General features: G+C 71.4%; 10 protein-coding genes. 5 read left to right on the forward strand and 5 right to left on the reverse strand.

What is annotated here, in order from left to right:
• Nucleotides 1-27: 27 nt before the first annotated feature.
• The 5 genes from OHT52_RS29065 (at nucleotide 28) to OHT52_RS29085 (ending at nucleotide 6876) form a co-directional block, all read left to right on the forward strand.
• On the forward strand, nucleotides 28-726 hold the full coding sequence (locus OHT52_RS29065) for a hypothetical protein (RefSeq protein ID WP_328723148.1): 699 nt from the start codon (nucleotides 28-30) through the stop codon (nucleotides 724-726).
• Between the two features lie 140 nt (nucleotides 727-866).
• On the forward strand, nucleotides 867-1754 hold the full coding sequence (locus tag OHT52_RS29070; protein WP_328723149.1) for a helix-turn-helix domain-containing protein: 888 nt from the start codon (nucleotides 867-869) through the stop codon (nucleotides 1752-1754).
• Nucleotides 1755-1833: 79 nt separating this feature from the next.
• Nucleotides 1834-3345 carry a cryptochrome/photolyase family protein gene (locus tag OHT52_RS29075; RefSeq protein WP_328723150.1) on the forward strand — a complete coding sequence of 504 codons (1512 nt, stop codon included), beginning with the start codon at nucleotides 1834-1836 and terminating at the stop codon, nucleotides 3343-3345.
• Nucleotides 3346-3403: 58 nt separating this feature from the next.
• Entirely contained in the window at nucleotides 3404-4612 is a 1209-nt protein-coding gene (locus OHT52_RS29080) for a spore photoproduct lyase family protein (protein WP_443046701.1), read from the forward strand.
• Nucleotides 4613-4944: 332 nt separating this feature from the next.
• Nucleotides 4945-6876 (forward strand): APC family permease, encoded by a 1932-nt coding sequence (locus OHT52_RS29085; protein WP_328723949.1) that lies wholly within the window; start codon nucleotides 4945-4947, stop codon nucleotides 6874-6876.
• Between the two features lie 129 nt (nucleotides 6877-7005).
• Here OHT52_RS29085 and OHT52_RS29090 read toward each other — a convergent pair whose 3' ends face one another.
• From OHT52_RS29090 to OHT52_RS29110, 5 genes are all read right to left on the reverse strand, one after another.
• On the reverse strand, nucleotides 7006-8451 hold the full coding sequence (locus tag OHT52_RS29090; protein ID WP_328723151.1) for a cellulose binding domain-containing protein: 1446 nt from the start codon (nucleotides 8449-8451) through the stop codon (nucleotides 7006-7008).
• On the reverse strand, nucleotides 8448-9956 hold the full coding sequence (locus tag OHT52_RS29095) for a beta-N-acetylhexosaminidase (RefSeq protein ID WP_328723951.1): 1509 nt from the start codon (nucleotides 9954-9956) through the stop codon (nucleotides 8448-8450). Before OHT52_RS29095 ends, OHT52_RS29090 begins: the two co-directional genes overlap by 4 nt.
• A gap of 14 nt (nucleotides 9957-9970) precedes the next feature.
• Nucleotides 9971-10816, reverse strand: a complete 846-nt coding sequence (locus tag OHT52_RS29100; protein ID WP_443046702.1) for a carbohydrate ABC transporter permease — start codon at nucleotides 10814-10816, stop codon at nucleotides 9971-9973.
• A complete protein-coding gene (locus OHT52_RS29105) occupies nucleotides 10813-11745 on the reverse strand; it encodes a carbohydrate ABC transporter permease (protein WP_328723955.1) in 933 nt (310 codons plus the stop codon). Before OHT52_RS29105 ends, OHT52_RS29100 begins: the two co-directional genes overlap by 4 nt.
• A 91-nt stretch (nucleotides 11746-11836) precedes the next feature.
• A complete protein-coding gene (locus tag OHT52_RS29110) occupies nucleotides 11837-13093 on the reverse strand; it encodes an extracellular solute-binding protein (RefSeq protein ID WP_328723152.1) in 1257 nt (418 codons plus the stop codon).
• Nucleotides 13094-13228: the final 135 nt, after the last annotated feature.

Below are 13228 nucleotides of genomic sequence, written 5' to 3' on the forward strand. Positions count from 1 at the left end.
CCGGGGCCGACCGGAAGAGAACCCCGCATGAGCGCGCACGCGACCCTGGAACGCTACATCGCCCTCTGGAACGAGCCCGACCCCGCGGCCCGGCGAGCCGCGGTGGCGGCCCTGTGGCGGCCCGACGGCCTGCATCTCACCGCGACCCGGCGCTTTCGGGGCACCGAGGAACTGGTGGCCCGCATCACCGAGGCGTACGACCAATTCGTCGGCGGCCGGGCACTTCGATTCAGGTCCGGCGGCGAACTCATGCGCAACCGCAGCGCACTGGCGTTCGACTGGGTGATGACGCCCGCGGACCGGAAGGACGAGGTGCTCGCAGTCGGCTTCGACGTGGTGCTGCTGGACGGTGACGGCCGGATCGCCGCCGACTACCAGTTCAACGAGCCCCCGGAGGCTTCGGGAGCACTCGACGGGCAGGCGGAGCGCCACCTGGCGCTGACGGACGCGGCCCGGCTCTACCTGCCGGACGCCCGCCTCGTCGACGGCGACGGAGTGCACGAAGGCCCGCACTCCATCACCGCCGCACTCGTGGACGGAGGCGTGCGGCTCCTGGCGGGTAGCACCTCCGCGCAGCACGATGCGCTCCGCTACCGGTGGCGCGAGGCCAGCGCCGGCGAGAGGGCCGACCAGGGAGCGGAGGGCGTGGACTTCCTGCTCCGCGACGGTACGGGACAGGTCCGGGAGCACCACCGCTTCACCCGGACGAAGCGGCACGAGGGGTGACCTCCGGCCCCGCGGCCCGTCCGGGCCCCGCTGCCCGGACCCGGGCGGGCAGCGGCCCCTCCACGGACGGCCCGTCCCGTCATCTCCCGCGACCCGTACCGCGGTTGTCTCCCGAACCCGCACTGATGCAGGGTGGGGGGATGACCGAGGCGCACGACGAACGGCAGCCGCACCGACCGGTGGGCGCACTCGTGCGCCGGTGGCGGGAACGCCGGGGCTACAGCCAGCTCGTGCTGGCCACCCGGGCCGACATCTCCGCCCGCCACCTCAGCTTCCTGGAGACCGGCCGGTCGAGCCCCAGCCGCGACATGGTGCTGCGCCTGGGCCGGCACCTGGAGCTGGCGCCGCGCGAGAGGAACCAGCTTCTGCTGGCCGCCGGGTACGCCCCCGTCCGCACCGACTCACCGTTGGACACGGACGGCATGCGCCCCGTTCGCGACGCGCTCCGGCAGATCGTCACCGGACACGAACCGCTGCCCGCCCTCGTCGTCGACCACGACTGGAACATCGTGCTCAGCAACAGCGGCTTCGCGCTCTTCGCCGAGGACGCGGCGCGCGAACTGCTGCGCCCGCCCGTCAACGCGCTGCGACTCGCGCTGCACCCCCGGGGGATGCGGCCGCGCATCCTGAACTTCCCCGAATGGCGGGACCAGTTGCTGCTGCGCCTGGAGCGGCGGGTCGAGCTGACCGCGGAACCGGGGCTGACCGGGCTGCTGCGGGAGCTGCGGGGCTACCCGGCGGCCGGCGAACCGGACCGGCCGGCCCGCGCCGAGGGCACCGACCTCACCCTGCCGCTGCGGTTGCGGTACCGGGGCGCCGAACTCTCGCTGATCTGCACCATCGCCACCTTCGGCATGCCGCTCGACGCGACCGTCGCGGAGCTGGCCGTCGAGGCGTTCCTGCCTGCGGACGCCGCCACCGCCCAGGCGCTCAACCGCCTCAACGCCGCCGACCCGGCCGGTCGTCCCGACCGGACCGCCGTTTTCGCCTCGGCACCGGAGTCTCCGGGCGACGTACCCGGCGTGTGAGGGACACCGCCCGGACCGGCGTGCGCTTTGATCGGTGGACGAGGACAGGGCAGAACGGACCGTCGAGGGAGCGCCCGGCATGAGCGACGAAGAGTCCGCCACCCCCCACTGGCTGTTCGGCGATCAGCTCGGGCCCCACTTCACCGATCCGTCGGGCGGCGGGCCGCACCGGGACGCGCCGCTGCTGATGATCGAGGCCAGGAGCGTCTTCCGCCGCAGACGGTTCCACCGCGCCAAGGCCCATCTGATCCTGTCGGCGATGCGCCACCGGGCCGCCGAACTCGGGGAAAGGGTGCGCTACGTCAAGGCGGACACCTACCGCGAAGGGCTGCGCGAGGCCGTGGGGGACGGACCGGTGACCGTGCACCACCCCACGTCCCACGCCGCCCGCGCCTTCGTGGACACCCTGCCCTCCGTACGTGTCCTGCCGGCGCGCGGTTTCCTCGTGGCGCACGAGGAGTTCAGGAAATGGGCGGACGGCCGCGGCACGAAGCATCTCCGTCAGGAGGACTTCTACCGCTGGGTCCGCCGGACACACGATCTGCTGATGGAGGGCGACCGGCCGGCCGGCGGCCGGTGGAACCTGGACCACGACAACCGGGAGCCGCCACCGCGCGGCGCGAGTGGGCTCGGTGTCCCGGCGCCCTACCGGCCCCGGGAGAGCGACATCGACGCCGAGGTGCGCTCGGACCTCGACCGCTGGGCGCGCGACGGGGACGTCGGGTTCGTCGGGGAGGACGCGCCGCGCAGATTTCCCGCCACCCGTCGCGAGGCCCTCGCGGCACTCCGCCGCTTCGCCGAGCACCGGCTCGCCACGTTCGGCGCGTACGAGGACGCGGTCCTCGCCGAGGACAGGACGATGAGCCACAGCCTGCTCTCCTCGTCCCTCAACCTCGGGCTGCTGGACCCCGCGGAGTGCGTCGAACGGGCGGAGGCGCGGTGGCGGTCCGGCGACGCTCCGCTCAACAGCGCCGAGGGCTTCGTACGGCAGATCGCCGGATGGCGCGAGTTCGTCTGGCACGTCTACTGGTACTTCGGCCCGGAGTACCGGGAGAGCAACACCCTGCGCCACCGGGGCCGGTTGCCCGAGTGGTTCACCGAACTGTCCTCGCGGGGCACGGGCGCGAACTGCGTCGCCCACGTCCTCGACCAGGTCAGGGAGACCGGCTGGACCCACCACATTCCGCGCCTGATGATCCTGGGCAGCCTCGCCCTGCAACGGGGCTGGGAACCGCGCGCCGTCACCGACTGGTTCCACCGCAGCTTCGTGGACGGCTACGACTGGGTCATGGTTCCCAACGTGGTGGGCATGTCGCAGTACGCGGACGGGGGCCGGATGACCACCAAGCCGTACACCTCCGGAGGCGCCTACATCGACCGCATGAGCGATCTCTGCGGCCCCTGCCGCTACAAGCCCACCGTGCGGGTGGGCGAGGACGCCTGCCCCTTCACCGCCGGATACTGGAACCTGCTGCACCGCCACCGCGACCGGTTCGAGCACAACGCCCGGATGGGCCAGGTGGTCCGGGGACTGGACCGGCTCACCGATCTGGACGAACTGCTGGAGCAGGAGCGCCACCGCCCGGACTGAGCACGCGACCACCCCGTCCGGTGGCCGCCGACCGCCCGCACGAGAGAAGGAGCAGGACGTGGACCCGCGTTCCGGGCGGCCCGCGAGGGAAGAACCCGCCCCGGCGGAGGAACCCGCCCCGGCGGAGCCCCAGCAGCAGGCACTCTTCGGATGGCCGGACACCGCAGGGGAGTCCGCCGTGCCCCAGCCGTTCCGTGACACCCCCCGGGCACGCAGGATGCTCGACGTGCGGGAGGTCTACGCCGAGCCGGCGGCGCTCGACTCGCCGCGCGGCCGGCAGATCATGGCCCGGTTGCCCGGGGTGCCCGTGACGGAGGTCCCCACCCACTGGCGCATCCCCTCCCTCCACGGCAACGACGGCAACATCGCCCGGTGGGTACGCGTCAAGACCGAGACGCTCGTCCTCGGAGTCAAACAGCACCTGGTCACACGCCCCAACGGAAGGTCGGCCGACTGGATCGCACCCGGCGCCTCCAACGGCTGCGCGATGGCCTGCGTCTACTGCTACGTCCCCCGGCGCAAGGGCTTCGCCAACCCCATCACGCTGTTCACCAACATCGAGGCGATCGTCGCCCACGTCCGGCGCCACGTACGGGCGCAGGGCCCCAAGACGGAACCCAACAGTTGCGATCCCCGCTCGTGGGTCTACGACATCGGCGAGAACGGCGACTGTTCCGTGGACGCCCTGATCTGCGACAACACCGCCGACCTCGTCGCCGCGTTCCGTACGCTGCCGACGGCGAAGGCCTCCTTCGCCACGAAGTTCGTCAACCCCGACCTGCTCGCGCTCGACCCCCGGGGCCGTACCCGGGTGCGCTTCTCCGTGATGCCGCACGACGACGCACGGCTGCTGGACATCCGTACCAGCCCGGTCGCCGAACGGATCGCCGCCGCCGCCGATTTCCTCGACGCGGGCTACGAGGTCCACTTCAACCTCTCGCCGGTCGTACTTCGCCCCGGCTGGCAACGGGACTGGGCCGAGCTGTTCACCCACCTCGACGACGTGCTGCCCGCCCGGGTGAAGGAGCAGGCGGCGGCCGAAATCATCATGCTGACCCACAACCGGGCGCTGCACGAGGTCAACCTCGGCTGGCACCCCCGCGCCGAGGACGTGCTCTGGCAGCCCGAGGCCCAGGAGACCAAGCGCTCGCAGAACGGCGCGCTCAACGTCCGCTACGAGCGGGAGATCAAGCGGCGGTCCCTGACCCGCGTCCAGGGCCTGCTGGGGGAGCACGCGCCCTGGATGCGGGTCAGGTACGCCTTCTGACGGCGTCGGGTCACCGGGCCCACCGCCGCCGTTCGGGGACTCCGGACGGTGATGACGGTCTTCCCGCGCAGCGCGCCCCGGTCGGCCTCGGCGTGGACGGCGGGGAGGCCGACCGGGGGGACGGCGGCCCGCGACGTCGTTGCGGACCCCGCCCGCGGCCACGTCGTCCAGGAGCCGGGCCGGCCGGCCGGCGTCGCCGCGACCTGGCCCGCTGCCGGAACGGCGCCCCGGCCCCGCGGCCGGGGCGCCCCCGTGTGAGTGGCTGCCGGTGGTGCCTGCCGGGCTCCCGTACGCCCGCCCGTTCTGATGGGGGCGTGACCCTCGACCGGCCGATGTACCGCGCCAAGCGCCGCCTCCTCGGTGCGCCCCTCACCACCGAGTCCATCGGCCGGAAGCTCGGCAACCGGACGGCGCTGGGCGTCCTCGCCTCCGACTGCGTCAGTTCTTCGGCGTACGGCTCCGAGGAGATGCTCCGGGTGCTGGTGCCCGTCGTCGGTGCCGCAGCCTTCACCCTGCTGATGCCGCTGACCGGCGCGATCCTGCTGGTGCTCTTTCTCCTGACGCTCTGTTACAGCGACGTGGTCACCCTCTACACCCGGGCCGGCGGCTCCTACGTGGTCGCCCGGGAGAACTTCGGACCGGACGTCGCGCAGGTCGCCGCCGTGGCGCTGCTGGTCGACTACATCGTCACCGTCGCCGTACAGGTCTCGGCCGGAACCAACGCGCTGATCTCGCTCGCCCACCTCGCCGGCGACGACTGGACGGGCCTGGACCACCTCCAACTTCCGGTCTCGGCGGGGGTGATCGTCCTGCTCGCATTCGGAAACCTGCGCGGAATCCGTGAGGCGGGCCGGATGTTCGCGCTGCCCGCCTACCTTTTCATGACCGCCGTCGGCCTCGTCCTGGTCGTGGCGGCCGTGCGTGGCCTGACCGGCGGACTGCCGCACGCCGACCTGAAGGCCGCCGGGGTCGTGCCCCTGGGCACTCCCGGCGACGGATGGCTCTACGGCGCCTCGCTCTTCATCGTGCTCCGCTCCTTCGCCAACGGCGGCTCGTCCCTCACCGGCCTGGAAGCGATCTCGAACGGCATCTCCGCCTTCCGCGAACCACAGGGCCGCAACGCCAGGCGCACCCTCGTCACCATGAGCTGCGTCCTCGCCGTCCTGGTCCTCGGCGTCTCCACCATGGCGCACTTCACCCACGCCGTCCCGTACACCGACGGAACACCGACGGTCATCGCACAGGAGGCGCATCTCGCCTTCGGCGACGGCGTGCCGGGGACAGCCGGGCTCGTCTTCGTCCAACTGGCGACCGCACTGGTCCTCTACACCGGAGCCAACACCCCGTTCACCGGGTTTCCCTTTTTGGCCAGCTTCGTGGCCCAGGACCGGTTCCTGCCGAGGGTGCTGACCCGGCGAGGGCACCGGCTCGCCTTCTCCAACGGCATCATCGCCCTCGCCGTGATCTCCCTGGCGCTGCTGCTCGCCACCGGCGCCAGCGTGGACCGACTGGTGGCCCTGTACGCGATCGGTGTGTTCACCGCCTTCACCATGGCGGGAGCCGGTCTCACCGCGTACCACCTGCGAAGGCGCGAGCCGCTGCGCCGGACGAAGATCACGGTCAACGCGCTGGCGGCGGCCATCTCCGCGGCCGTGGTGCTGATCTTCGCGGTCACCAAGTTCACCGAGGGGGCCTGGCTGGTCGTGGTGATCTTCCCGCTCGGAGTGTGGGTACTGATGCGGATCAACCGCGAGTACCGGCGCGAGGCCGCCGTACTGCAACGGCTGCCCACCGGAGCGGACCGGCCCCGGGTGCGGCGCCACCAGGTGTTCGTCCTCGTCGACTCACTGGACCTCGCCACGCTGAAGGCTCTGCGGTACGCCCACGAACTGCGGCCGGACGAGACCCGGGCGGTGCACTTCGCCATCGACGAGACCCGCGCACGGCACCTGTCCGACGTGTGGGAGTCGACGGCCGCGACCTCGGTGGCTCTGGAACTGGTGGCCTGCCCGGACCGCAGGCTGCGCCACGCGATGCGGGAACTGGCCGTGCGCACCACCCGGGACGGCGAGACCTCGCTGACGGTGCTCGTGCCCCGGCGGCTGTACGCCAACGCCCTCGGCAAGGTGCTCCACCGGGGCACCGGCGAGGCGATGGCGAAGGCGCTGGGCAACCTCCCGCACGTCGCGGTCACGATCCTGCCCTTCGACGTCTCGCGTGCCCTGCGGGAGCTGGAGTCGGGACGCACACCCCCGCCCGACTGAGGTCTCTTCGCGGAACCGCTCGCCGGGGGACGGACGCGCCTGTGGGACGGGCGCGTCCGTCCCCCGGGTGGAACACCGGGCCAGTCCTTTCCGCCGGAGGGGTCGGGTACGGCGGGAAGGACGGGGACATCAGGCCGCCGGCACGGTGTCCTCGAAGGCGGTGCCCGCCGCCCGGTAGGCGGCGATCTCCGCGGTGACCTGGGCCGGGGTCAGCACCTGGTCCTTGACGTGCAGCACCCAGTCGACCTTCTGGTCGTAGGCGCGCGGGGTGGTGCTGGTCTGGCCCGCGAGGTCGATCAGCCACTGGTTGAAGTTGATGGACATGGGCCGCTCCGGCAGGTAGCGGGAGTCGTGGCGGCCGAACTCGACGCCGTCGATGTAGTAGACGATGGCGGTGTTGTCGATGGTGAGCACGAGGTCGTGCCAGCCCGCGTAGCTGGTCCGTGATTCCGAGTGCTGGTTGACCGCCTCCCACGGGTCGGGGCGGTAGGTCTCCCAGGACGTGGTGTAGAGGATGTTGGAGGGCTCGCCCCAGCCGCCGTTGGGCAGGTACTCGAAGTCGTACTCGGCGTAGTCGTCGGCCATCGGGGCCTTGAGGTCGTTGATGGTGAAGAAGGTGCTGACGAGGTGGTCCCCGTCCGGCCCGGACTTCGGGGCGTCGGCGAACCGGACCCGCGCCGCGTAGGTGCCGTTGCGGAACTTCGTCGCCTTGGTGAGGACTTCGCTCTGCTCGGTGCTCTCCGCCGTACCCGCGGTGGAGGTCTCCAGGTTCATGATCGAGTTGGTCCCCTCCTTGGCGAAGGTGACGTTCTCGGCCGGCCAGCTCGCGCCCGGCACCCCGGGACCGCCCGAGTTGGAACGCACGTTCCAGCCGTGGGCGCCGATCGCCGGGTCGCTGTACGAGGTGTAGTCGAAGTCGTCGAACAGCCGGGGCCCGCCCGTGGGCGGGTCGGTCGGGTCCGTCGGGTCGGTACCCGGGTCGTTGCCGGTGGGCGCCGTGCCCCACACCTGGGTGCCGCCGACGGTCGCCGTGACCTTGGACCAGTTGGCGTACGAGGTCTGCCCGGATCCGAAGGAGTAGTCGTCGGCCTGGTTCAGCGACTGCCAGTTGGAGCGGTAGAAGCGCAGTTGCATGTCTCCGGTGTCCGCGCCCGGTGCGAGCGAGCCGGCGCCGGCGGTGAAGCCGATCTCCAGGTACCGGTCGGCCGTCGCGGTGGGGTTGGCCAGGGTGCCGAAGGTCCCGGTGATGTTCGCGCACCCCTTGACCGCCCAGGAGCAGGCGTAGGTGTACGAGGCCCCGGAGTCCGCCTTGAAGTAGTAGCGGATCTTGACCTGGGCGAGGGAGACGGACGCGCTGCCGGTATTGACAGCCTTGAACCAGGGTTCCGCCTGGTCGGAGCCGGTGGAGCTCTGGCGGTACTGGATCGTCAACGGCTCGCCGGCCGCGGTGGCGGGAACGGCCGCCAGGGTGGCGCAGCCGAGGCCCGCCAGTGCGGTGGCGGCCAGTGCGACGCGGACGCGGGAGACGCCGCGGCGGGGGGTGCGTGCTCTTCTGCTCGTGCTGGTGCTCGTCACCTGGAATTCCTCTCGGGATGGTGGAGCGTGGAGGGACGGCTCGGCACGCCGAGGGTGTCGAGCCGGGTTCTGTGGTGGTCCAGCCGCGTCCGGAATCCGTCCCAGTCGCGGCCGCCGGACCAGGCGGTGTCGGCCAGGGCGCACAGCCGGGGGAAGACGAGGTACTCGGCGTGCGCTGCGGTGGGCACGTACTCGGTCCACAACTGAGCCTGGGTTCCGAGGACTTGTGCGGAGTCCGCCGCGTCCCAGTGGGCCGGCGCGGGGTCGGTGGCGTAGACGGTGGGCAGGTCCACGGAGAAGCCGGGCTGGCCCGGCGGCTCCTGCGGGTGCGTGGACTGCGGGTAGTCCAGGTAGGTGGAGCGGTGCGGCGCCATGATGACCGGGTGGCCGTTGCGCGCGGCCGCGAGCCCGTGCTCCTGGTCCCGCCAGGCCAGTACGGTGAACGACTCCGGCAGGTCGTCCCCGTGCTCGGTCCAGCCGAGCGGGCGCCTGCCGTGCTCGGTCAGGAACGCCCCGACCCGCTCCATCAGCCAGCCGCGGAGCGCCTCGGGGCCGGCCAGCCCTTCGTCCGCGACGCGCCGCAGCGCGGAGGGCGAGGTGCGCCACTCGCCGGTCGGGCACTCCTCGCCGCCGACATGGATGTACGGCGAGGGGAAGACCTCCATGACCTCGCCGAGTACGGTCCGGCAGAAGTCGAGGGCCTCGTCGTGGACGCCCAGGACGGTGTCGCACACGCCGTAGCGGTCCCAGACCTCCAGCCGCCTGTCCGGGAAGTTCCCGAGGTGCGGGTAGGCGGCGAGGGCGGCACGGACGTGACCGGGCATCTCGATCTCCGGGACGACGGTCACCCCCCGGTCGGCGGCGTACGCCACCAGGTCCGTCAGCTCCCGGCGGGTGTACGCGCCCCCGTGCGGCACCCCACCGACCTCGGTGAGCCGGGGACAGGCGCCGACCGGCATCCGCCAGCCCTGGTCGTCGGTGAGGTGCAGGTGCAGCACGTTCAGCTTGTGGAGGGCGAGCAGGTCCGTGAAGCGCCGCAGGAACGAGACGGGCTGGAAGTGACGGGCCACGTCGAGCATCGCCCCGCGCCAGGCGAACCGCGGCACGTCCGTCGTCTCCAGGCAGGGGACCGACCACGGCGTGCCGCGCACCGGGGCGGCCGAGAGGACGGCGGGCGGGAGAAGCTGGCGGAGGGTCTGGACGCCGTGCAGCAGCCCCTCCGGCCGGGCCGCCCGCAGCAGGACGGCGTCCTCGCTGACGGTCAGTCCGTAGCCCTGGTCGCCGAGCCCGGTGAGCCCGGGGTCGAGGGCGAGGACGACCCGGCCGTCGTCCGCGAGGGGCAGGGGCAGCCCGGTCGCCGGGGCGAGCAGGGTACGCAGCAGCAGGGCGGCGGGCTCGGTGCCCGGGGTGGCGCGGATCGCCGTCGCGGCGTCGAAGGTGAACCGGCCCCGTCGCAGATGGAGCCGTAAGGGGCCCGGTACGAGGCCGAGACCGGTGGGGGGCATGGACACGGTTTCTCCTATCCCTTGACCGCGCCACCGGTCATACCGGTGGCGACCCGTCGCTGGAGAACGAGGAAGAGGACGAGGACGGGCAGCGCGAAGAGGGTGGAGGCGGCCATGGTGGCGCCCCAGTCGGTGCCGAAGACGTTCGAGAACGAGGAGAGCCAGACGGGCAGGGTCCGGTCGTCCTGGTTCTTGATGATCAGCATGTTGGCGAAGGCGAACTCGTTCCAGGCGGTGATGAAGCCGAAGAGGGAGGTGGCGAGCAGCCCCGGCGCCAGCAGGGGGAAGGTGACCCGGCGGAAAGCGGCGGCCCGGGTACAGCCGTCCACCTGGGCCGCCTCCTCCAGTTCGGCGGGGATGGCGGAGAGGAAGCTCCGCAGGGTCACGATGGTGAACGGGAGCGTGATCATGAAGTAGACGAGGGTCAGGGTCGTGAGCCGGTCGAGCATGTCGGTGTCGCGGGCGATGACGTACATCGGGATCAGCAGCGCCTCCCAGGGGGCGACCTGCGCGACGAACACCATGAGGACGAAGCCCCGCCGGCCTCTCCAGCGCATCCGGGCCACCGCGAACGCCGCGCCGAGGGCGACGACGAGGGCCAGCAGCACGCAGCCGGTGGTGACGAGGAGGCTGTTGCGCCAGAACGACCAGAAGCCGTCGGCCGTCACCGCGTCGGAGAAGTGCTCCAGCGTCAGCGAGGTGGGCAGGAACACGGGTGTCTCGGCCTGGATGTCCGAGGTCGGCTTGAACGCGGTGAGGATCATCCAGTAGACGGGGAAGACGCTCAAGCCGAAGACGACCAGCGCCCCGGCCTTCAGGGGCAGCCCGCGCAGGACCACGCGGACGGGACGGGCGCTCACAGCTCGGCCTCCTGACGGAACATCTGGCGGAAGTAGAGGATCAGCGCGCCGATCAGGACCAGCACCGTCAGGGTCGCCGCCGCGGCCCCGAGGTCGTAGCGGTGCAGGGACTGGGCGACCTGGTAGGCGTAGACGGGCAGGGTGGTGGTCGCGCCGCTCGGCCCGCCCTTGGTGACCGCCCAGATCTGCGCGAAGCACCGGAAGACCCAGATGACTTCCAGACTCAGCACCAGACCGAAGATCGGCCGCAGGACCGGCAGGGTGACGGAGCGGAAGATCCGCCAGCCGCCGGCCCCGTCGATCCGGGCGGACTCGAAGAGTTCGGCCGGGACCGTGGTCAGCGCGGAGTGCAGGGTGATGGCGACGAACGGCACCGACTGCCACACCACGAGCAGCACCAGGACGGTGAAGGCGGCCGTACCGTGCGCGAACCAGGAGTAGTCCTGGAAGGAGTCGAACCCCAGCCGGACCAGCACCCAGTTGACCACTCCGAGCCGGGAGGAGAAGAGCCACTGGAAGACCGTGGTGGTGGCGATCACCGGACTCGCCCAGGCGAGCACCAGCCCCACGAGGACCAGGGTCCGCATCCGCTTGCCGAGCCGTTGCAGCATCAGCGCGACGCCCGTGCCGATCACCATGATGAGCGTGACGTTGACCGTGGTCCACCAGAGGGTGCGCCGCGCCACCTGCCAGAACTCACCGTCCCGCAGGATCGCCGAGTAGTTCCCCAGGCCCGCGAAGTCCGCGTTCCCGCGGATCAGTTCCGCCATGCCGTAGTGCTGGAAGGAGATCAGCAGGTTGCGGGCGAGGGGATAGGCCAGCAGGAAGGCGAACCCGATCACGGTGGGCGCGATCAGCAGATACGGCCACAGGGTGGCCGGCACGCCGGCGCGACGTCCGCCCCGCCCGCGGGCCCGGGAAGCGTCCATAGGGGCGGTGGGGCCGGCCGGTACGGTCTTCGCCGTTTCGAGCCGGTCCGCGGTCCGCGTCACGCGCCCGCCCCCTCGATCGGTGTCCGGCTCACGGGTTGAGGGTCTTGCTGATGGCGTCGGACGCGGTCTTCGCCGCCTTCGCCGGGTCGGTCCCGGTGAGCACGGCCGTCATGTACTCCTTGACCGGGTTGGTCGCCTCGACGGCGGCCCACTCGGGGGAGTTGGGCGTGGCGCGCCCCTGCGCGGCGGCGGCAGCCATCGCCGCGTCGCCCTCGTCGTCCTTGAGCACACCGGCCAGGGACGTCCGGTTGGGCACGTAGCTCATGGTGCGGGCGAGTTCGGTCTGCTCCTTCTCCCCGGCGAGCGCCGCGATCACCTCGTACGCGGCCTTCTGGTGTGCCGAGGCGACCGGGACGATGAGGTCGGAGCCGCCGGTGAAGGTCGCCCCCGGCTTCCCGGCCGTCTTGCCGGGGATCGGGAAGAAGCCGAGCTTGCCCGCGAGCGCCGGGTTCGCCTGCTCCACGATCTTCGCGCCACCGGGCACGGCGATGATCTGGGCGACGTCGCCCTTGGCGAAGACGTCCGCCTGGGGAGGCTTGGCCTCGTCGGAGTCCTTGGGCCCCTTGCCCAGAGCCTGGAGCCGCTTGTAGAACTCCATGCCCTTGAGCGCCTCGGGACTGTCGAGCGCGCCCCGCCAGGTGTTGCCGTCCTTCACCGCCAGCTCGCCGCCCTCCTCCCACACGAAGCCGGCCAGGGTGTACCAGTTCTGCCCGGGGAGGTAGATGCCCTGGGTGCCGCCCATGTCGAGCTTGCCGGTGGTCTCCAGCCACTCCTCGCGGGTCGTGGGCGGCGCGGTGACGCCGGCCTTCGCGAAGAGGTCCTTGTTGTAGATCACCACGCGGTTCGCCGCGTACCAGGGGATGCCGTACTGCTTCCCGTCGACCTTCCCCGGCTCGGCGAGGCCGGGCAGCCAGTCGGCCCCCTGCAAATCCGACACCTTGTCGCTGAGATCGAGCACGCCGCCGCTCTGTGCGTACTGCGCGACCTGGGTGTTCCCCACCTCCAGCACGTCCGGGGCGTCCTTGCTGGCGAGCGCGGCGGTGATCTTCTCGCCGATCCCGTCCCACTCCTGTATCTGGATGTCCAGGTCGGTTCCCTGGTGCTGGGTCTCGAAGTCCTTCTCGAACCGCTGGAGATAGGCGTCGGAGACGCTGTCCTTCATGATCCACACGGTGAGCGTGGCGGGTCCGTCCGACTGGTCGGACCCGGACGAGGAGCTGTCGCACGCGGTGAGCGCGCAGGTGGCCGCCAGGGCGACCGCGGTCGGGATGAAGCGGATCTTCACTGGATTCACCTCGAATGGGAGTTGACCAATTGGTCAACTGGGCAACGGCGTGGCTAGAAGGTGGCATAGACCAGTGATGACGTCAACCCTCGAAGTAATAAGGGCAGTTGGGTGCGTTGTAGACTCCGGGGTGCT

The organism is Streptomyces sp. NBC_00247, assembly GCF_036188265.1.
Taxonomy (GTDB): domain Bacteria; phylum Actinomycetota; class Actinomycetes; order Streptomycetales; family Streptomycetaceae; genus Streptomyces.